This window comes from Fibrisoma montanum, assembly GCF_003583365.1.
Taxonomy (GTDB): domain Bacteria; phylum Bacteroidota; class Bacteroidia; order Cytophagales; family Spirosomataceae; genus Fibrisoma; species Fibrisoma montanum.
In genome coordinates, this window is sequence record NZ_QXED01000001.1 from 266,264 (window position 1) to 287,668 (window position 21,405).

At 54.9% G+C, this 21,405-nt stretch carries 18 protein-coding genes; 4 read left to right on the forward strand and 14 right to left on the reverse strand.

The annotated features are described in order from the left end of the window. Positions 1–33: 33 nt before the first annotated feature. The 4 genes from DYU11_RS01180 to DYU11_RS33125 all read right to left on the reverse strand — a co-directional run bounded on the left by DYU11_RS01180 (position 34) and on the right by DYU11_RS33125 (position 6,810). Positions 34–3,096 carry a SusC/RagA family TonB-linked outer membrane protein gene (locus DYU11_RS01180; protein ID WP_119665816.1) on the reverse strand — a complete coding sequence of 1,021 codons (3,063 nt, stop codon included), beginning with the start codon at positions 3,094–3,096 and terminating at the stop codon, positions 34–36. 147 nt (positions 3,097–3,243) lie between these two features. Next, complete coding sequence (locus DYU11_RS01185; RefSeq protein WP_119665817.1) at positions 3,244–4,041, reverse strand: FecR family protein; 798 nt, start codon at positions 4,039–4,041, stop codon at positions 3,244–3,246. A gap of 353 nt (positions 4,042–4,394) precedes the next feature. Then, on the reverse strand, positions 4,395–5,888 hold the full coding sequence (locus DYU11_RS01190; protein WP_119665818.1) for a M28 family peptidase: 1,494 nt from the start codon (positions 5,886–5,888) through the stop codon (positions 4,395–4,397). 481 nt (positions 5,889–6,369) lie between these two features. After that, positions 6,370–6,810 (reverse strand): hypothetical protein, encoded by a 441-nt coding sequence (locus DYU11_RS33125; protein ID WP_158600198.1) that lies wholly within the window; start codon positions 6,808–6,810, stop codon positions 6,370–6,372. Positions 6,811–6,881: 71 nt separating this feature from the next. On the opposite strand from DYU11_RS33125, the gene DYU11_RS01200 reads away from it, so the two are divergent. Continuing rightward, a complete protein-coding gene (locus tag DYU11_RS01200; protein ID WP_119665820.1) occupies positions 6,882–7,970 on the forward strand; it encodes a Gfo/Idh/MocA family protein in 1,089 nt (362 codons plus the stop codon). Then, positions 7,970–9,055: a M48 family metallopeptidase gene (locus DYU11_RS01205; protein WP_119665821.1), complete on the forward strand. Its 1,086-nt coding sequence runs from the start codon at positions 7,970–7,972 to the stop codon at positions 9,053–9,055. The genes DYU11_RS01200 and DYU11_RS01205 overlap by 1 nt, the downstream gene beginning before the upstream one ends. Positions 9,056–9,067: 12 nt before the next feature. Here DYU11_RS01205 and DYU11_RS01210 read toward each other — a convergent pair whose 3' ends face one another. After that, entirely contained in the window at positions 9,068–9,580 is a 513-nt protein-coding gene (locus DYU11_RS01210; protein ID WP_119665822.1) for a DUF8785 domain-containing protein, read from the reverse strand. A 130-nt stretch (positions 9,581–9,710) separates the two neighbouring features. Next, the gene (locus DYU11_RS01215) at positions 9,711–10,955 is read right to left on the reverse strand and encodes an ABC transporter permease (RefSeq protein WP_119665823.1); all 1,245 of its coding nucleotides are present in this window, start codon (positions 10,953–10,955) and stop codon (positions 9,711–9,713) included. Positions 10,956–11,263: 308 nt separating this feature from the next. On the opposite strand from DYU11_RS01215, the gene ggt reads away from it, so the two are divergent. Next, complete coding sequence (gene ggt, locus DYU11_RS01220; RefSeq protein WP_119665824.1) at positions 11,264–13,051, forward strand: gamma-glutamyltransferase; 1,788 nt, start codon at positions 11,264–11,266, stop codon at positions 13,049–13,051. Between the two features lie 97 nt (positions 13,052–13,148). On the opposite strand, the gene DYU11_RS01225 is transcribed toward ggt, so the two are convergent. The 8 genes from DYU11_RS01225 to DYU11_RS01260 form a co-directional block, all read right to left on the reverse strand. Further along, entirely contained in the window at positions 13,149–13,727 is a 579-nt protein-coding gene (locus tag DYU11_RS01225; RefSeq protein WP_119665825.1) for a DUF4142 domain-containing protein, read from the reverse strand. A 67-nt stretch (positions 13,728–13,794) separates the two neighbouring features. Then, on the reverse strand, positions 13,795–14,154 hold the full coding sequence (locus DYU11_RS01230; RefSeq protein ID WP_119665826.1) for a DUF1801 domain-containing protein: 360 nt from the start codon (positions 14,152–14,154) through the stop codon (positions 13,795–13,797). A gap of 91 nt (positions 14,155–14,245) precedes the next feature. Then, complete coding sequence (locus DYU11_RS01235) at positions 14,246–15,154, reverse strand: flavin reductase family protein (protein ID WP_119665827.1); 909 nt, start codon at positions 15,152–15,154, stop codon at positions 14,246–14,248. Between the two features lie 66 nt (positions 15,155–15,220). Continuing rightward, positions 15,221–16,453 carry a fumarylacetoacetase gene (gene fahA, locus DYU11_RS01240; protein ID WP_119665828.1) on the reverse strand — a complete coding sequence of 411 codons (1,233 nt, stop codon included), beginning with the start codon at positions 16,451–16,453 and terminating at the stop codon, positions 15,221–15,223. Between the two features lie 35 nt (positions 16,454–16,488). Then, a complete protein-coding gene (locus DYU11_RS01245) occupies positions 16,489–16,926 on the reverse strand; it encodes a MarR family winged helix-turn-helix transcriptional regulator (RefSeq protein WP_119665829.1) in 438 nt (145 codons plus the stop codon). A gap of 48 nt (positions 16,927–16,974) precedes the next feature. Continuing rightward, the gene (gene phhA, locus DYU11_RS01250; RefSeq protein WP_262697088.1) at positions 16,975–17,760 is read right to left on the reverse strand and encodes a phenylalanine 4-monooxygenase; all 786 of its coding nucleotides are present in this window, start codon (positions 17,758–17,760) and stop codon (positions 16,975–16,977) included. A 43-nt stretch (positions 17,761–17,803) separates the two neighbouring features. Continuing rightward, positions 17,804–18,925, reverse strand: a complete 1,122-nt coding sequence (gene hppD / locus DYU11_RS01255) for a 4-hydroxyphenylpyruvate dioxygenase (protein WP_119665831.1) — start codon at positions 18,923–18,925, stop codon at positions 17,804–17,806. Between the two features lies 1 nt (position 18,926). Then, positions 18,927–20,138 (reverse strand): homogentisate 1,2-dioxygenase, encoded by a 1,212-nt coding sequence (locus tag DYU11_RS01260; RefSeq protein WP_119665832.1) that lies wholly within the window; start codon positions 20,136–20,138, stop codon positions 18,927–18,929. Between the two features lie 260 nt (positions 20,139–20,398). Between DYU11_RS01260 and DYU11_RS01265 the strand changes: the two genes are divergently transcribed. Further along, positions 20,399–21,295 carry a nucleotidyltransferase family protein gene (locus DYU11_RS01265; RefSeq protein ID WP_119665833.1) on the forward strand — a complete coding sequence of 299 codons (897 nt, stop codon included), beginning with the start codon at positions 20,399–20,401 and terminating at the stop codon, positions 21,293–21,295. The last annotated feature ends 110 nt before the right edge of the window (positions 21,296–21,405 follow it).

The window sequence follows — 21,405 nt, forward strand, 5'->3', positions numbered from 1 at the left end:
GATAGAACCTGGCTTGGTTTACCGCCCGACTGTTTAGAATTTCAGGTTAATACCGAAGGTAGTCTGACGAACGGCCGGCGACTGATCGGCGTTGACATCGCCGTCGGTTTCGCTGTCGATCCCTTTGTATTTCGTGCGATATTCTGAGAAAATGAACGGCTGCTGAATACTCGCAAACACCCGCAGCGATGAAACGCCAAGCTTCTGCGTAAACTTGGACGGTACGTTATAGCCGAAGTTGATATTCCGGATTTTGACGAACGTACCATCAAAATAAAGCAGCGTTGAGCGGAACGGCGGGAATTCCTGGTTCTGGTTTGGCCGCGGGAATTCGTTGGTCGGGTTGTTGGGCGACCAATAGTCTACGTCCAGGCTGTTATACCGGCCGGCCAGCGTCAGGAAGTCCTGATGGAACAAGCTCCGGAACATGTAGCCAATTCGGGCAAACACAAAGAACGACAGATCGAACCCTTTGTATTCAAAGCGGTTGGTGATACCGGCGCTCCACTTCGGCACCTGTGAGCCCAGAATTACCCGGTCGAACGGATCAATCCTACCATCGCCGTTGGTATCCTGAATCTTGATTTGGCCTGGTACACTCTGGTACCGCTTAGCTTCTTCGGCTTCTGAAGTCTGCCAGATGCCAATTTTCTTGTAGTCGAAATAAGCAGTCAGCGGCTGGCCAATGAAGCGGGAGTTACCCACGTCGTCTACCTTACCGTTGAACAGTTCCAGAATCGACTCGCGGTTGCGGGTAAACTGGAGGTCGGTTGTCCAGCGGAAACCACCGGTGGCGTCCACGTTCACCGAAGATAACGTCAGTTCGATACCCTGGTTACGGGTCTTACCAACGTTACGCAGTACCCGGTCGAAGCCACTCGTCAAGGGCAACTGGTCGAACAGCAGCAGGTCGCGGGTATCGGCGCGGTAGTATTCCAGCGAACCGGCCAGCCGTCCTTTGAAGAAGCTGTAGTCCAGACCGATGTTTCCGGTCGTGGTAGTTTCCCACTTCAAGTCGGGGTTGCTGATCGTGAACGGACGGTACCCGAATGCGCCCACCGTACCGAAGGCGTAGGCCGTACGAGCCAACTGAGCCTGCGTCTGATACGGGTCGATGGCCGTACTACCGATCGTACCGTAGCTGGCCCGCAGCTTCAGGTTGTCTACCCAGGTAACCGTTTTCATGAACGACTCATTGCTGATGTTCCAGCCGACAGCCGCTGAGGGGAAGAAACCGTATTTGGTGTTCTCACCAAACCGTGACGAACCATCGTAACGGGCGGTCAGCGTTAACAAATACTTGTTGTTGTAGTCGTAGTTGACCCGGCCCATGTACGAGTTCAGAGTCCATCGACGTACGTTGCTGCCTACGCTGTTAATCAGTGAAGCCTGCCCCAGGTTGTAGAATAATTGGGTTTCTGCCGGTACACCCGTTACGCTGATCTCGTTCGTTTCGTAATCATCCTTCTGTACGGATTGCAGGGCCGTAAAATTCAGGTTATGCACCTGGTTAAACGTTTTAGAGTACGTCAGGATGTTTTCGAGCGTCCAGTTGAACTGATACTCGTTGAACGAAAAGGCCGTTGGGTCGGCTCCCCGGCGAGCGTTGGTTTGACTGCCCACAAAACGACCGACACGGCGATTAGTAAGGTCAGGACCAAAATTCACGCGGTAGCGCAGGCCGTCGATGATGTTCCACTCACCGTAGATACTGTTGAAAAGCCGCATCCGCTTGGTCAGGTCCACCTGAGCACCCGGAATGATTTCGGCAATCGGGTTCGTCCGAAGCCCATCCGACGTAGGCAGGAAGATCAGGTTACCATTGTCGTCGTAGGGCTTACCCAGCGGGTTCTCGGCGTAGGCACCGCCCAGTGGGTTGAAGTTTTCGCCGTTTCGCAGACTATATACACCAAGCGTAGAGATACCTACTTTGATCTTGTTGCTGATCTGGTGGTCGATGTTGACGCGGAAGGTGTAGCGGGTGAAGTCCTGGTTCTTGACAATACCGACGTCTTTGAAATAGTTGCCCGAAATGGCAAACTGTGTTTTTTCGTTACCCCCCTGTATGCCAACCTGGTGGCTTTGAATATTACCCTGCCGGAGCAGAAAAGACTGGTAGTCGGTAGACCGTCCGGTGGCAATACCATCCAGCTCGATCGGTTCAAAAATCTTGACATCGGCCTCATTCGTGGTAGGGCCGGCCGGATAGTTACCTACCGCCCGGCGGGATTCACGCTTGTATTCGGCAAATTCGGGTCCGTTGAATACGTCGATCTGCCCCAATCGATCCGACAAACCGTAGTAGCCGTCGTAGCTCACTACCGTTTTACCGGTCTTACCGCGTTTAGTCGTAATCAGGACAACCCCGTTTGAGCCGCGTGACCCGTAGATTGCCGTGGCCGATGCGTCTTTCAGCACTTCCATTGACGCAATATCATACGGGTTAATGTCGTCAATACCGCCGGCGAGTGGAATGCCGTCCACTACGTACAGCGGATCGTTACTGGCATTTATTGACCGGCGACCTCTGATTCGGACTGTAGGTCCGGCACCTGGCTTGCTGCTGTTTTGAACCACGTCAACCCCCGCAGCCCGACCCTGAAGGGCCTGTCGGGCGTTCGTAATAGGTAGCTCGGCAATTTCTTTTGAGCCCACCGACGATATAGCGCCCGTCAACTGGCTTTTTTTCTGCGTACCGTAACCAACGACCACGACTTCGCTCAGTGTTTTATCATCGGCGGCCAGCGTAATGTCCACCGTTGCGCGGGTACCAATCGTTAGTTCCTGGCTGATAAAACCGACGGACGAAAACACCAGCACCGCGTTGTTGTCCGGAACGCTGATCCGGTACGTACCATTTGCATCGGTTGTTGTTCCGCGGGTTGAGCCTTTAACGGCGACGTTTACGCCAGGCAGTGGTGTGTTGTCTTCGCCGGATAAAACCCGGCCCGATACTGTGCGGTCCTGAACGGCTTGGGTAGGCGCACCCGCCGATGAAATGGCCAGACCAGGCGCTCCAATCAGTGTGAGGGCAATCAGTGCCACCCGCAGATGACCATTGCAGATTGCCCTGCAAGGAGTAAACGTAAGAAACATAGGTATAGAAAGGATTAAGGGTAAAAAACCAGTAAAATCTGCGCTGAGTGCAATAAAAAGTGACGGGCCTTTGATTTTTACTTAAAAAATTTGGTCAAAACCCATAAAGTTAATCTACGACCTGCCTGGTTATGCAATCGATACAGATTACTTGAGCGAGCTAAAAGTGGGTTTATCGTCAGTTCGGCTGACCCAGATAGCCTGGCCGGGATGTAGGGGGACGGGATGTACCTGATCGCCTAAAAGAAGCCGCAAACGGCCTTGCGACAGTTTCACATGGGTGCCATCCGTATTTTGGGTAACCCGAAAATCGGTCCCGAGCGATTCGGCCGTCAGGTCGTTGGTATGCACGCGGAACAGGTGAGCCGATGACGTATCGTTGCGGTGTATAACCGAAAAATCAGCTTCTCCCTGGAGCCACACAGCATGGGGGGTTTCGTCGGACCACTGCCGGGCATACCGGATCTGGCTGTTGGCATGCAGTCGTACGGTGGTGCCGTCGGGCAATTTAAGCGTACGGGCCTGACCATCCGTAGTCCGCACGGTCTGGATGGCCGATCCGTTACCATATTGCATCCATAAGGCCCAGCCGATGAACACCACCACCCCGATGGCAGCCGCAACCGTCCGGAAGAAATACCACCACCCGACAAAAGAGCGTACGTCGGGTTGAAGCGGCCGGACATCCTCCATGGTTTGCAGCGATTCGCGGATGCGCCCCCATACGGAAGAGACCTCGTCGGAGGTAAGCGACGGCAACGTGGGTTGGCTCCCTGTCAGAATCAGTTCACGGGCTATATCAACCGTGTCGGCGCACTCAGGATGCTGAGCCAGCCATACCTGCCAGAACGCCACAACCTCTTCGTCGTCGGGGTGTTGCACCCAACGTACAAACAGGTCATCGAGCGCAAATTCCTCAGCGCTATAACTGGCGTACGGTTTCATTAGGTATATAGAAAGCTGATTCTCGTGTTGAGGGAAAAGTGACTGGTCGACTACTTCTACTTGTTTACTCTAAGAGGCTCAACACTGGAGACTGAAGCTAGCGACGAAGACAATCTATTGACTATTAACACCTTACAACACTGACCAAACCAATTCAACGATGAAACTTAGTTGTTAACCGGATACAATTACTGATCAACGGTATGCGGTTTTTATGGTAAACAGCCCGAACGGGGGTATGTTCACGAATTTTAGACGCATTTATTGACGATGGGTCTCGGTACATAAGGAGAATTGTACCCGCGGGAATGAGCGAATGCCCACAGCGTAGGGACGCGCCGTGGGCACTTCGTTTAGCGCTCCAGCTTAAAACCGCTCACTACATCAGGCCGGTCGGGACGGTTGGCAACGGTCCAGCCGGTCAGGTACATCCAGCGGGTCATGTTCGTTAACTTCTGGATGTTGATTCGTTCCGGCTCGTCTTTCGGCGTATGGTAGTCGGGGTGCAGCAGCGACGTAAAACAAATGGCCGGGATATTGAGCCGGGCGTAGGGCAGGTGATCGCTTCGAAAATACCAGCCTTCCGGGTGCTCGGCCTTATCCCAGAGGGTATCGAGTTTAAATTTGGTCAGGCTCTGGTTTGCCGCCAGCGCACTGTTAACCAGCGCGACCGAGTTCAGGTGCGGAGGCTGGGACCCCAGCAGCGCGGCACTGTCGGGGGCGTTGCGGCCCATCATCTCCCCATTAAGCACGGCCACAATCGATTCGCGGGGCACCGTTGGCTTGGCCGAATAATAGCGCGACCCTAACAGGCCGCGCTCCTCAGCCCCGTGGAAAACTATCAGCGCCGACCGTTTTGCCGGTTTCTGCACGAATGCCCGGCCAATGGCCAGCACGGCTGCGCAACCGGTGCCGTTGTCATCGGCTCCGTTCCAGATTGAATCGCCCGCCACGGCTCGTCGCACGCCGTCGTGGTCCTGGTGCGTACTGAACAGAACGTATTCGTTTTTCAATGTAGGGTCCGTACCGGGAATTTTCCCGACGATATTGACCGACGGATAATTAAAGCTTTCGACGTTGACGACGTTGGTAAACTGCTGGCCGGGTTGTTTGATCCAGTCCATCGCGCTGGCTGGTAACCAGACGGTGGGTGCTTGCGTAAAGACCCGTGTATTCGGTCCGCCGGGCAGGTCATAGCGGCCCCGCTCCAGTCCGGTTGTCCACCGCTCGAAGTAGAATTGTGCATCTTTGTTCGACACCCAGAGTACGGCCAGCGCACCGGCTTTAATAAGCTCGTTGGCCCGGCGCGTCATGGTGCCAAACAGGAAGCGCCGATAGCTCAACTCGGCCGGGGCCGTTCCGGAAAACTCCAGCGCCACAGCTTTGCCTTTTATATCCACTTTGGCCAGGTCTTCGGGAGTACCCTGGCCAACAAACACCAACGGCGCATCGACCGAGGCAATGGCCGGCGCCAGAATAAACGCATCCTGACCGTGCGTTAAATTATGATTGCCAATGCTGAGCCGGCTGGTTTCGGTAATGCGGGTGCGCTGAATATGAAAGAACTGGAAATACGTACCGTCGTCACCGGCGGGTTCGATGCCCATCGCCCGCATTTGTTCGGCGATCCAGACCGAGGCTTTTAACTCATCGAGTGTTCCGGCTTCGCGACCCCGAAAGTGATCGCCCGCAATGGCAAACAGGTCCCGTTTGATGTCGGCTTCGCGAATGGCCGCGCGGTTATCGGCAGGGACGCTGCTACGTTGCCCGTAGGTCAGACCGTTCAGCAACGGAAAAAGAAATAGCAGTTGTAATAGGCGTACTGAGTGAGCTGAGGTAAATTTCATAAAACAGAAAGGGTACAACAGCACAATATAATGCTTTCAGCGCTATTTCGGGCTACGCGATAGTGATTCTTACTGTTACTGAATAGGCCGATACTGCGTAATACGTATTCCGTCATTCAGCTCCAACAGGGAGTTGCTTAGCTTTGTGATGGTTGCGCTATTTGGCTGAGCACAAAGGACGTAATTACAAGGAGTCCATTCCGAATATTGTAAGAGATTATCTGTCTTCAGAAACTTGCTAGGGAAGCAGCATGGATTAATTACCTGTCCATTCCGACGATAAACCAGTGTGCCATCCGGGCGGTACTCTGTGTCATAGGAAGCATCTACGTTATACATCATCCAGGCATTATCATCAATTCGCTTCGTTTGGTAAATACTCCAGCGCTGATACAGTAAGTTATCCGGTCCGACAGCCTGGTCTTTCTGACATGCCGAAAGCAGAAAAGCTACGGTTGATAACAAGTAAAATAGTTTCATCTTAAGGGTAAGGTTTATAGACGTAGTTACCCAGATAAGGGGTTTTCAGTACCAGGCTATCTTCAGTTAATGTTACAATTTCCCAGGAGTCTCCATGCCATCGACAATCAACCAAAGTACATTTCTCTCTATTATCAACCTCCGGCACCGGAATTGGTTTTACGTCGACGAAGTCCAGTACGTTACCCTTGCGTTTGAATCGATTCGGCGAGCAACAGGCCGCATACCGGCCGTTCGCTCCGTAGAGTATCATCCCATTTGGTCGAAATGTAACGATAGCCCATTCGGAGTTTGATACAGCTACTGTCCGGCCATCTGTATTGTCAATTTGCGTCAGTCGCCAGGTACGATACAGCAAATCGTTTGGCAACGCCGGTTCAGACGGTTGTCGGCAACTAACCACGACGGCTATCATCCATAGTCCGATAAACCAACGTTTCATAACTTTCGAGCGATTTTGAGTAGAAGACCCGCGATTAACTCATTTCGTTGGAATACGTACCATAAACTCCTATGCCTACTTCGCTTCGTGTTGCCCTCATCGGCCCCGGTAAAGTTGCTCACCTTCACGCCAAAGCAGTCCTGCAAACGACCGATACCGAACTCGTCGCCGTCTACGGCCGGACGTACCAGAAAGCAGAAGACTTTGCCAATCAGTACAACATCCGGGCTTACAGCGACATTTACGACATGGTGGACCGCGAGAACGTAGACGTCTGCATCGTCTGTACGCCACACCCGGCCCACCGCGAGCCGACCGTTGCGGCCTTTGACGCGGGTGCGCATGTACTGGTGGAGAAGCCGCTGGCTTCCTCGCTGGCCGATTGCGATGCGATGCTGGAAGCCGCCCGACGTAACGGACGTCAACTCGGCACAATCAGCCAACGGCGGTTCTACGCGCCTTCGCTGCGGGTTCGGGAAGCGATTGATACGGGCAAGATCGGTAAACCTGTTCTCGGCACCGTCCAGATGCTTGGCTGGCGGGATGAAGCGTATTACAAGAGCGATCCATGGCGCGGCAGTTGGGCGGGCGAAGGCGGTGGCGTTCTGGTTAATCAGGCTCCGCATCAACTGGATTTACTGCTATGGTACATGGGTGAAGCCGAAGAGGTCTACGGCATCTGGCGCAATCTGAACCACCCTTACATCGAGGTAGACGATACCGCGCTGGCTATCGTCAAGTTCAAAAATGGCGCGCTGGGTAACATTCTGGTCAGCAACAGCCAGAAGCCGGGTATTTATGGGAAAGTGCATATCCACGGTGAAAACGGCGCTACGGTGGGGGTTCAGCCCGACGGGGGAGCTATGTTCATTGCCGGCATGTCGTCCATTCTGGAGCCGCCTATCAATGATCTCTGGACCGTACCGGGTGAAGAAAACCTGCTGGAACAGTTCAAAACGGAGGATACGGAATCGTTCAAACAGGTCGACGCGTCGACGTACTTCTTTTCGCTGCAACTCGCCGATTTCTGCGACGCCATACGTACCAACCGCCCCTCGCTGGTAACCGGCGAAGACGGTCGGCGCGTGGTCGAACTGTTCTCCGCCATTTACGAATCGACGCGGACGGGCTTACCGGTCAAACTCGGACAGACGACCTGATGGACGTTGAGGCAAGACTCTACGCCGGCCGGGTATCGCAGGCGCATACGGCCCTTGTCCGGCGTACGGACCAGCTCATCACCATTCGCTACACCGACGAAACTGGAACCGAGCGACTGGTCGACTGGCCGGTCAGCGCCACCCGGCTGGCCGACTGGAGTCCGGCCGGACACACCCGACTGCAGTTTGGGCCGTTTCCGCATCAATACCTCGACATCCCGACATCGACTTACGGGGTATTCATGCAGCAGGGCGCTTTGCAACCAAAACCAGTACGCCCCGGGTTTGGCTTGTACGCGTTTATGATGAGCCGGGTCTTTATGTGGCTGCTCGTTGTGGGCGGGGGTCTGGCCGTAGCGGGCTGGCTGCTGTACGCTTATGCCCCCCCCTTCCTATCGCTCCGGGCGGCCCGGCTGGTACCGATTGAGCAGGAAGTGTCGTTGGGTAAGATCATGAGCGAGAACCTGTTCCGAACCAACGATTTTGCCGTTGATTCCACCCGCACCGAAGCCATCAATCAGTATTGGCGGACAACGGGTATCCCGACGCGGTTTCCGGTTCGGATTGCGGTCGTTCGGAACAGGGAGATCAACGCGTTTGCCGTACCGGGGGGCCAGGTTGTGGTGTACTCGGGTATCCTCAACCGGATGCAGCGCCACGAAGAGCTGGCAGCGCTGCTGGCCCACGAAGCCGCCCATATCGAGCAGCGGCATACGTTGCAGCAGCTGATCCGCAGCGTACTGACCTGGGGTAGTGTGTCCCTGTTGTTCGGCGATGTGGGTGGGATTTCGGCGGTACTGATCGACAACGCCGATAAACTCCTGTCCCTCTCCTACTCGCGTCAGCACGAAACGGAGGCCGATGCTTTTGCAGTCGCCGAACTGGCCCGGTCGGGTATCGACCCGCGGGGAACGACGTGGCTAATGGCCCATTTGCCGACCGAAGGCGATGTGGTTCCGTCGATGCTCCGGTCTCACCCACAAACGGCGGCACGTGTCGAAGCAACAAAAACGCTGGTCGAGCAAACACCCTACCAGCGCGTTGATAAGCCGGAATTAAACCGGCTGTGGCAGTCGATCAAGTGAGTTCATCCTACCTCAGATCGCCGAATCCGGTATGGCCGGCGCAGGCTGCTGAGTCGGATTTTCGGGTTGCTGCTGCGGATTCCCCTGGGGTTGTGGTTGCTGCTGCGGGTACCCCTGCTGATAGCCCGGTACTCCGGTAGCGTCGCCATACGGCCGTTGCGCCGGTCCCACAATGTCGACGTCGGTGATGTAATATTTCGTATCGCCGTTCCACGGAAGCCGGAACAACTTCTCTTCGTAATGCAGCGTAACGCGCTGGCCGGTCCGGACGGCTTCGGTAATCTCCTTGGCCACGGCCTCGTCCTTGACCGAAAAGTCGAAGTACTGCGGAGTCAGGGAGCCGGTTTCGCCCGAAAAGCCGCCTACGTTCAATACGCCTTCGTAGGTTTTAAAAACATAACCACGTCGACTGAATTTAGAGACCGTACCGGCGCGTTCGCCGTCGCTGTAACTCCAGCCGGTCATTACGTATAAAACCCCAAAAACGACAAGCAGGAACAGCAGGAAATATAATAACCCTCGCATGGAATCAGTTGGTTTGATTGCGGAATGGAACGCACAAATGAACAAAAAATGCGTTGATATTCGCCAAACTAAACTGCCCAGGGGCCGATTTGTTGGCTAAGCAGATCTCCGGAGTGTTCCTGTTGGTGCTTCACTTTGCCCGAATGGCAATCACCGGGTCCAGCCGGGCGGCCGTGAACGCAGGCAGTATTCCGGAGATTACGCCGATGATGCTTGATACGCCCAGACCGAGCATGATGTTTCCGATCGACAACTGAATATCCAGACTGCCAAGCTGCACAAACGACAGCAGATACACCAGCAGGATACCGACCAGACCGCCAACCAGACTCAGCAGCACAGCTTCGAACAGGAACTGAAACAGGATAAAATAATTCTTGGCGCCGAGCGATTTCTGGATACCGATGATGTTGGTACGCTCCTTTACGGACACGAACATGATGTTGGCGATACCAAAGCCACCGACCAGAATAGAGAAGCTGCCAATAACCCACCCGGCTACCGACAGCACCGCGAAAATGCCGCCGATGGCCTTGGCGATGGCCTCGGGTCGGTTGATTGCAAAGTTATCGTCCTGGGCCGGCTTCAGGCTCCGCCGTGACCGCATCAGGCCCCGTATTTCACCTTCCAGATCCTGCAACCCTTCGTCCTGCTCGTAGCCCTTGATAACGATGGTGATGCTGGGATTGAATGACTGGAACAGTTTGGCATACGTACCGTAAGGAATCATACACCGGCGGTCGGGTGGCGTCCGGCTGAATTCGACCAGACCCGTGCCGCGTTTTTCCTGCACACCGATGACCACAAAGTTTAGGCCGCCTATCTTAACCGCCTGCCCAATCGGGTCCTGGCCCGGAAATAAGGTTTCCCCAATCTCGTAGCCAATAATGACTACATTGCGGGCACCTTCCTGCTCCTGCGGGGTGAAGTAACGGCCCTGCTCAATGGCTACTTCGCTGGTCTGGTTGTACTCGTAGGTTACACCGAGAATCCGGCCCGCAATGCTGCTGTTAGCCCGTTTGATCGTGACACCGTCCCGGCCGCTCATGGCCGCCACCGCCCGGGCGTTTTCCAGCCGTTCGGCCAGCGCCCGGTAATCTTTGTAGGTAGGCTCAGGCCACTGGAAATACTTCCACCAGCGGTATTCGCCACTGAATTCGAACGGCCACTTCTGGACGTAGAGTACATTGCTGCCCAGAAAATTCAGACTGCCCCGGATGTTCCGTTCCAGCGAATCGACCAGCGTGAATACGGCGATGATGGCAAAGATCCCGACCGTTACGCCCAGCAGGGAGAGCGTCGTGCGGAGCAGGTTGGATCGGAGCGCCTGCCAGGCAAACCGAAAACTTTCCAGAATTTGTCGGAGCAGTCTCATCTGAACTTTTTACTGGCTGAACAACGCGTAGTACAGCCACATGACAAAAAAAATGCTTTATTCGTTTCAGTCCATATTCTTTCGGACAGACAGCCCGTCTGGAAGGATGGATGGCAGGTATCTTGTCCTTTGCCGTACATTCTTTCGCTAAATAGTTAACCGGTTAGTTAAAAAGTAAGTACGTATGGCAGAATCATGTAGATTAGTGGGTTCAAAGCCTAACCAGTTGCCGGTTTTAACGTAGGCCATGATCCGATCTTATCTTCCTTCATTTTACCGCCGACAGCTCTTAAGTCGTCCAACATAGTATGCAACGTATTATTGTTTACTGCTTCTCTTTTCTGGTACTGTTCGGGTGCCGCACCAACACGCCGACCCGCTCGACAACCATTCGCGAAAGCCAGGGCGTTTATCAGTACCGCGACGAAGACCCGCTCGTTAAACCGTTTTACTCGGATCGTCAGGGCGTTATCGGCCGGAACGGTATGGTGGCCTCGGCCCATCCGGAAGCCTCGCAGGTGGGGTTAAACATCCTGCAAGCTGGGGGCAACGCCGTTGATGCGGCCGTAGCGGTGCAGTTTGCGCTGGCTGTCGTGTATCCGGGAGCGGGTAACATCGGTGGCGGTGGCTTTATGGTCTACCGCGATCAGGCCGGGCAGACGTTCACCCTCGATTACCGCGAAAAAGCGCCGGGCCGGGCCAGCAAAGACATGTACCTCGATTCGGCCAAAAACGTTATTCCGAACCTGAGCATACTAGGGCATCTGGCCAGTGGCGTGCCCGGTTCGGTTGACGGGATGGTACAGGCGCATCAGCGTTTCGGCAAACTTTCGTGGGCACAGGTACTGCAACCCGCCATCGATCTGGCCGAGAAAGGTTTTGCCCTCACCGAGCGCGACGCCACCGGGCTCAACCGTATCAAAACCGATCTGTTGCGTATTAATCCCGGCAAAACCTATTTTTTGAAAAGTGCAACTCCTACAGACACTACGAGTTGGCGGAAAGGGGACTTGCTGATTCAGGCAGATCTCGCGGCTACCTTAAAACGCATTCAGGCGCAGGGTCGGGCTGGCTTCTACGAAGGAGAAACGGCACGGCTGCTGGCTGAGGAGATGAAGCGGGGGGGTGGGCTGATTTCGGAGGAGGATCTGAAAAATTACCACGCTGCCTGGCGCGACCCCATTCGGGCGACGTATAAGAACTACACGGTACTGACCATGCCGCCCACCTCCAGTGGGGGCGTGGCGCTTGTTCAACTCATGCGCCTGACGGAGCCGTATCCGCTCCGGCGCTGGGGCTGGAACCGAGACTCAACCGTACAGGTGATGATCGAAGCCGAACGGCGCGTGTATGCCGACCGGGCCAAATTCCTCGGCGACCCCGATTTTGTAAAAGTGCCCGTCGAACAGTTGATCAGCCCTGAGTACCTGCGCAGCCGCTGGACTGACTTTACCTTTGCGCACGCGACAGACAGCAGGGCCATTAAAGGGGGCGCTATTCCCGGCTACGAAAGTTTGGAAACGACCCATTTTTCCATCGTTGATAAAGACGGCAACGCCGTATCGATCACCACCACCCTCAATGGCGGCTACGGCAGCCGCGTGGTCATCGGTGGCGCCGGCTTTTTCATGAACAACGAGATGGACGATTTCAGCATCAAGCCGGGCGTACCCAATATGTTCGGGTTGATCGGCAACCAGGCCAACGCCATCGCTCCCAACAAACGGATGCTCTCGTCGATGACCCCGACTATTCTGGAGAAGGACGGGAAATTGTTCATGGTGGTTGGGACGCCGGGCGGGTCAACCATCATTACGTCGGTGTACCAGACGGTTCTGAACGTAATTGAACACGGTATGACGATGCAGCAGGCCGTCAACGCCCTGAAGTTTCATCACCAGTGGCTGCCCGATAAGACTACATTTGAGAACGGTGCTTTTTCTGAAGCGACCATCCAGGCGTTGCAGAACCGCGGCTACGTTCTCGAAAAACTAACCAATACGCTCGGCCGCATGGACTGCATCCTGATCCGTCCGGATGGGTCGTATGAAGGAGCCTCCGACCCGCGGGCCGACAACACGGCAAGGGGATATTGAAGGGATGAAAGGGAGGAGGGGGACGAAGGGGAGGAAAGGGTTTTCTGTTGCATCAGCTCCCTTTTCTCCCTTTCGTCCCCCTCCTCCCTTTCATCCCTTAATCCAATACATTCCGCAACTGCTTGGCCTGATCGCGGTGCGAACGGTCGTCGATCAGGAGTTTTTCGGCCAGTTTTTTTACCGCGTCGTTGGGAGCGTTATCTTCCAGGTCTTCGGCAATGTCGACCGCCTGATCGTTTACATCGGCCATTTCCTTCAGATACTCCAGGTCAAACGCCGTACCAGTCTGTTTTTTAAGGTCCTCCAGCCGATCTTTCCCATCGTCCGACAGGCCGGCGGGTAGCGTCAGCGTCAGTTGGGAAGCCAGGTTGCGGAGTTCCCGTTCGTCCTGCTGGTGCTTCGTCATAACCTGCAGCGCATACCCTTTTACCTGAGGGTTAGTTGCGTTCTGCACCGCCAGTCGGCTCATTTCCAGTTCAGTCATACCCATGCTGGTCAGTTCCACCATGGACTTGGCCACTTCTTTAGCGTCCGATTTTGCGTCGTCGCTGATAGCCCCCGACTGGCTGTCGATCTTCTTCTCGTTTGCCTTTTCGGCCGCGGTTTTGGTGTCGCTCGAACAACCGTACGACGCCAGCAGACCGGCCAGGGCAACGTATATCATTGTCTTTTTCATGCCAATACGTTTGAACCTATAACCCTAGTCGTCGGGCGGTTGTTTGGAAGCGGCAGCACGGGCCAGTCTAAAACTTCCCGTGAATCTTAGCGGCTTGCAGAAGCGTTCTGACGGCGGGGTTATCTACCTGATCAGCCGCGTCGAACTTGATATGCCGCAGCAGTCGGCCCGTGCCCCGCAACAGGCCGTTCGGGTCGGGGAGCTGAGTGCCGTACTGGAAACCCAGATTTACGCTTGAGGACAGCGGGGCGATGTAGCAGATTTCGTCCGACATACGCGGACCGGTACCGTACGTAATGGTTCGGTAACCGGGCTGAACGGATTCGTGGGCATCGGGCAGCACGTTACGTACTAACTCGCGGATTTTCAGGGCTACGTCGCGTACTTCGGGTTTGTAGGTGTCTAAAAAAGCTTCGGGGGTAGTCATACTCAGGTCAGGTTTAGGCAGGAGCGATGCAATCTATCTGCCCAAAAGCTACAAAAGTTGACCCACTACGTCAACCCTCCGATCGTATTTTCTACCGAACCGAATTTGACAAACCGACTTCAGATTGCAGCAGCACCAGCCAGGCTTCGGGCGTTTTTCCGGCTTTCAGCAGGTCTTTCGCCCGCAGATGCAGCAGATCGGGCAGGTATTGGCAACCGTAGCGGGCTTCGTCGAACAGCTCGTTCAGGACCCCGGACTCGCGGTAGGCGGCTACTTCATCCGCCGTCGGCAGGGTTTCGAGGCTTCCCAGTTTGCCCAGATCATTCCCGCTCAGAATGGTACTGTTACGTATGGCGGGCGGAATCTGATCAACGCCAACGCCCGGACGCGGACGTCCTACTTCGAACAGCGCGTCACCATTGGCCCGGGCGTACCAGTCGGCCCCCATCCGACCGATCAGGTCAATTTTATGCGGATCGATCAAGCCCTTCTCGTTAAAAATATCGTCGTGGAAGTGCCCCATCACCACCTCGCAGACGATCAGATGAGCCGCGCCGGGTCCTGTGCCGGTTTCAATGATCTGCTTCACTACGCATTCGAACGATGCGGGCGATTCGGCTACCCTCGGCGGACGTACCTTCTCCGACGGGAGGGCTGTGAAGCCGGCTTTCCCGAACTCGTTGATTCCTCGTTCATACTCGGCACTGGCCAGCGACATCTGCTCGACCATAGCGTAATTCACGACGTTGATCACCACCTCGTTTACTTCCTCCAGGTTCAGCAGCGTATGCTTTTTTTGCCCGTGCCGGTTGATGTTGGGCGCAAAAACAAGGGTTGGCGGATTTGAGCCGAATACGTTGAAAAAGCTAAATGGGCTGAGATTCACCTGACCCCCGGCATCGATGGTACTGGCAAACGCGATTGGACGCGGACCAATGGCCCCGATGAGATACCGGTAAAACTCTACCTGCGACAAATCCTGTGGGTTGATGCTTTTCATGTTTTTTGAACCGCAAAGACCGCAAATAATCTTAGCGTACTTGGCGAAAGCTTGGCGTCTTTGCGGTTAAGAAAAAATTGTACCTTGTACTTCGCCTAATTCGACCGTGTGCCCGTGTTTCGTGGAGATGCCACGCAGTACGACCGTATCGCCATCCTGCAGGAACGTCCGCTTTCCGTTGGCCGATGCATCGGTGCCGGGCAGAACAAGCGGACGCTCGCCATTCCACGACAGTTCTAACAACGACCCGTATGAACCTGGTTCGGTTCCTGAAATGGTACCCGTTGCCAGCACATCGCCCACGTTCAGGTTGCAGCCGCCGACGGTGTGGTGAGCAATCATCTGGGCAAAACTCCAGTAGAGGTACTGGGCGTTCGTCCGGCTGATGACTACGTCGTTCAGTGCCACTTCAAGCGTCAGGTCAAAATGCCCCGGCGACGATGCCTGCAGATAAGGCAACGGTGCGGGCTCCTGAATCGGTCCACGTACCCGAAACGGCTCCAGGTCGTCGAAAGGAATTACCCAGGCCGAGATTGACGATCCAAAATTCTTGCCCAGAAACGGTCCCAGCGGCTGGTACTCCCATCGCTGTATATCCCGCGCCGACCAGTCGTTGAACAGAGTCACACCAAAAATGTATTCTTCGGCTTCCTCTACCAGTACCGGCTCACCCAGCCGGGAATTTCGCCCGATCACCAGCCCGAGTTCCAGTTCGAAATCCAGTGCCTGCGACGGCCCGAATGCAGGCTTCCCATCCTGCAGAAACTGGCCTTTGGGGCGTCGGATGGGTGTACCCGATACCACAATCGAGGACGCCCGACCGTGGTAGCCTACAGGCAAATGACGATAATTCGGCAGCAGCGGGTCACCATCCGGCCGGAACATACGCCCGACGTTTTCGGCATGGTGTATGCCCGCGTAAAAGTCGGTATAATCGCCAATCCGGAGGGGCAGGTGCATTGTGGCCCGCGACTCATGAATAAGCACCTGATCATGAACCCCCTCAAACGCAGTCTGTTCGTTGCTGAGCAGTTCCCTGACGCGCCGACTCACGGCCTGCCAGACCGGTTTACCTAGTTCGATGAAGTCGTTGAGGACCGGTTTGGCAAAAACAGCCGGGTCGAAGTCAAGTTCGTTGAAGTAGCCAAGCAGCCCAACCAGTTCGAGGTCAAGAATGTACTCGCGGTGTTTTACGCCTACGCGTGGGCTGGCGATGTCGTAGCTGAAAATTCCAAACATGAGGGAGAAAAGGGAGGCAGGGGAGGAAAGGAGGAGGGAGGAAAAGAAACTCAACGGCATCCCTTTCCTCCCTCCTCCCCTTTCTCCTCTTTAATTTAATCGCTGACGTTCGTATATATTGAATCCATAATCCGCACAAAATGTTGGTAGTCCTCTTCGCTGAGGTCGCCCCAGCCTTTCCGACGCATGGCCGAAACGATCGGCAGCGCTTCTCCGTACTTCATTTCACCGGCGGTGGTGAGATACAGCAGAAATTTCCGGCGGTCGTTGTCGGCCATCCGGCGTTCAGCCAGGCCTTTCTGACTCAACAAATCAATGATACGGGTAACCGTGGGCGCATCTTTTGTCGTCATCTCGGCCAGTGTATTCTGGCTTATTCCGGGGTTTCGAAACAGATGATCGATCACTACCCACTGGTCGACAGTCAGGTCAAAGCCGGCATCGTTGAACTGCTTCTGAAGCGCATTACGAATTTTCTTGATCGTTGTGTCGATCTTGAAAAAGTAAGCACGCTGGTCGGAAGGGTGTGTCATGTCTAGAGTTATGTTAGGTTAGGTACTGCTTAACCCCAAAAGTAACAGTTAACTCACTAACAGGCCCTCTAATCGCTCCTCAATTTCGGAAACGGAATAAAAAAGTTGCTCGTATGACTCGATCACAAAATATTGTTCTTGAAAGCGATCAATGACATACGGCGTTTTCAGCAGCGTTTCGACATCGTACGGAATGCGTTTTGGTACGTCGCTTTCGAGTGCATACACCGTTTCGCCCGGCGACGACAGGATCCCCCCGCCGTAGATACGCAGCCCGTCGGCTCCGGGGGCGGCATCCTCCTGAATCAGGCCAAACTCGACTGTGTACCAGTACAGTCGCGAAATCATCTCGATCGCTTCTTCGTGATCCACAAATTTGAGCGCGATTCGGCTCAAAGCCGCCATAAAGTCGCAGAACGACTGATTGGTCAGCACCGGTACGTGCCCGAACGTATCGTGAAACATATCGGGCTCGGGCAGGTAATCCAGCTGGTCGCGTCGACGCAGCCAGGTCGTTGCCGGAAACTGCCGATCCGCCATGAGTTCAAAAAACTCGCGGTTGCCAATCAAACCCGGTACCGCCACCACGCGCCAGCCCGTCAGGGGCAGCAGCCGTGGGTTCAGATCGAGTTCAAAATTGGGAATCTTGTCGTTCGGAAAACCCGTAGCCAGAATCCCGTCCATGTACGCCTGACTGGCCCGACCGGGCAAACGCTCCATCTGCCGCTCGAACAGCAGTTTCCAGACAGCCTGGTCGTCGGGGGTGTATTTTGAATAATCCTGGATCATAAAGGGAAGGGAGGAAAGGAGGAGGGAGAAGGAAAGGAAACTCAATTAGCCCCCTTTCTCCGTTCCTCCCTTCTCCCCTTCCTCCTTTTTACAACGTTCCTCTCAGTTCCTGCTCGCGCTCGATGGCTTCGAACAGGGCTTTAAAATTGCCCTTTCCAAACGACTTCGCGCCTTTCCGCTGAATGATTTCGAAAAACAGAGTCGGACGCGGACAAACCGGCTTGCTGAACAGTTGGAGCAGATACCCTTCGTCGTCGCGGTCGACCAGGATGCCCAGCGGACGCAGCGTTTCGATCGCTTCGTCAATCTCGCCCACGCGCTCCTTCAGATCGTCGTAGTACGCATCCGGCACTTTCAGAAACTCCACCCCGCGGTCACGCAGCATGATCACCGTTTCCACGATGTTGTCGGTTGCCACGGCGATGTGCTGAATGCCCGAACCACCGTAGAAATCCAGGTATTCCTCTACCTGCGACTTCTTCTTACCCTCGGCGGGCTCGTTGATCGGGAATTTGATGCGGCCGTTGCCGTTGCTCATGACTTTACTCATCAGCGCCGTGTAATCGGTAGAGATATCATTATCGTCGAAGGACACAAGCTGTTTGAAGCCCATCACGTCGGCGTAGAAGTTCACCCACTGGTTCATCTCGTTCCAGCCGACGTTTCCTACCATATGGTCGACGTACTTCAGGCCCACTTCCGACGGCCGGTAGTGCGGATTCCAGGCTTTGAACCCGGGCATGAATACGCCATTATATCCGCTCCGCTCAACGAAGATATGGACCGTATCACCGTACGTGTGAATGCCCGACCGGACTACGTATCCGTTCTCATCTTCCTCGCGGGTTGGCTGCATGAAGGGCTTCGCGCCCCGGCCGGTTGTTTCGTCAAACGCTTTGGTAGCATCGTCGACCCAGAGGGCTACCACCCGAACGCCGTCGCCGTGCTGATCGATGTGCCGGCCGATGTCGGTCCCGCCCACCAGTGGAGAGGTCAGCACAAGCCGAATTTTGTCCTGCACCACTACGTACGATTCGCGGTCGCGCAGACCCGTTTCCAAACCGGCATGGGCCAGCGGCTGAAACCCGAAGGCGGTCTGGTAGTAATGAGCCGCCTGCCTGGCGTTGCTCACGTACAGTTCAATGTAGTCGGTGCCGTTCAGCGGGAGGAAGTCCGCTACCTGAGGCTCTAAGGTTTCTACTGCTTCCATGTTATTTGTTGATGTATTGGGTAGCCTGGCCATTCAGGTTTTCGTCCAGCCAGGATTTATAGTACTTTCCGTCATCGATCCGTAATGCCTGTTCCGTCACCATCAGCGGGCGGAACGTATCCACCATCACGGCGTACTCCTGGGTTTCTTTCTTGCCGATGCTTCGCTCCATAGCCCCCGGTGCCGGACCGTGCGGAATACCGCCGGGATGCAGCGTGATGTGGCCCTGTGCGATGTCGTTCCGCGACATAAAATCTCCGTCGACGTAGTAGATCACCTCGTCGGAGTCGATATTGGAGTGGTTGTACGGTGCCGGAATGGCCTTCGGATGGTAATCGAACAGCCGCGGCACGAACGAACACACCACAAACGTATCCGTCTGGAACGTCTGGTGAACCGGGGGCGGCTGGTGAACGCGGCCCGTTATCGGCTCAAAATTGAAAATCGAGAAGCCGTACGGGAAGTTGTAGCCGTCCCAGCCCACCACGTCGAACGGGTGGCTGGCATACACCAGCGAATGCAGCGAACCCTGCTTCTTGATTTTCATCAGAAAATCGCCGGTTTCGTCGTGCGTTTCGAGGTCCTGCGGGCGCTTAATATCCCGTTCGCAGAAGGGCGCGTGTTCCAGCAACTGCCCGAAGTGGTTCCGGTAGCGTTTGGGCGTATAGATCGGCGAATGCGACTCGACATATAACAGCCGGTTATCAGTTGTATCGAATTCGATCTGATAAATCATGCCGCGGGGAATGACGAGGTAGTCGCCGTATTCAAACGGAACCGTACCGAGCAGCGTCCGGAGCCGTCCCGAGCCTTTGTGGATGAACAGCATCTCATCCGCATCGGCGTTCTTGTAGAAATAGCTGGTCAGCGACTGCCGGGGAGCGGCCAGCCCGAAAACCAGGTCGTTGTTGACCAGCAGCGGTACCCGGCTTTCCAGGTAGTCGTCGGCAGGCTCAATACTGAACCCCACCAGTTTCCGGGCGAGCATGTTTTTCTCCACCGCGAGCTTCGGTGTCATATCGACGCTTTCCAGCACCTCACGGACCATCGTGGGCCGGTGAACGTGGTACATCAGCGACGACATACCGTCGAAGCCGATGGTGCCGAACAACTGCTCGTAATAAAACGGTCCGTCGTTACGACCGCCCCCGGGCTTTTCGAACTGCGTGTGCCGCTTGGGCGGTATCTGGCCGAGTGAGTGATAGAAGGGCATGGCGTATCAATAATAACTGGCCTTGTCAAAGCCGCGACTCTGACAAGGCTATCGATCCATTGATGAAGTGTAATTAGTTGTTTTAACAACTATTGTTTTACGCACAATTATACTGACAATTTTTATTTATTGAACATTTATCAGAAATTTTTTACTAATAAAGTGATTCAATGGGCAATTGGGCGATCTGGTAGCTTTCCGTAGGTGGGTGTTAAGATTTATCTAATTTTGGGTACTTAATTGACTTACTGACCGAATTCATGCAACCTACGCTTCTGATTTTAGCCGCCGGCATGGGCAGCCGCTACGGGGGTATCAAGCAGCTCGACCAGTTCGGGCCGAACGGCGAAACCATCATCGATTATTCACTCTTCGACGCCATCCGGGCGGGCTTCGGCAAAGTTGTATTCATCATCCGCGAGGAACTCCGGGCCGACTTTGAAGAAATTTTCCTGCCCAAACTGAGCGGAAAGATGGAGGTGGATTTTGCCATTCAGGCGCTGACTTCCTACGTGCCGGCCGAACTGGGCGAAGTGAACCGTACCAAACCCTGGGGAACCGGCCACGCCATGCTGTGCGCCAAAGAGCACGTCAGCACGCCCTTTGCCGTTATCAACGCCGACGATTTTTACGGTTTTGAAGCCTTTGAACTGATCAGCAATTTTCTCCGGAACGATACGGACAACCAGTTGCACGCCATGGTTGCCTACGAAGTGCAGCGGACCCTGTCGGAAAACGGCTCGGTATCGCGGGGCGTTTGTGCCGTCGGCGACAACGGCAACCTGGCGTCGGTGATCGAACGTACCAAGATTTACGAAAAAGACGGCCGGATCGTGTACGAAGAAGCCGAGGGACTAACGCCAATCTCGCCCGAAACGCCCGTATCGATGAATTTCTGGGGTTTCAAGCCGTCGGTGTTTCCGCTGGTCCAGCGCCAGTTCGAGAGCTACGCCATTGCCAATATCGATTCGCCAAAGGCCGAGTTTTACATCCCGACCGTCATGACCAACCTGATCCAGACCAACACGGGCCACTGCAAGGTATTCCGTAGCCGGTCGGCGTGGTTCGGCGTTACGTACCCCGACGATAAGCCTGCTGTTCAGGCCGAACTGAAGCGCCTGCACGACGACGGGAAATACCCGAATCAGCTGTGGTAATCGCCCCCTGAAAAATACCGTCTATCCTAAAAACACGCCCCTCTACGGTTCGGCGTGTTTTTTTATGCCTATATTTCATCAGCCAGCTTTAAACTGGTCCTTATGCTCAC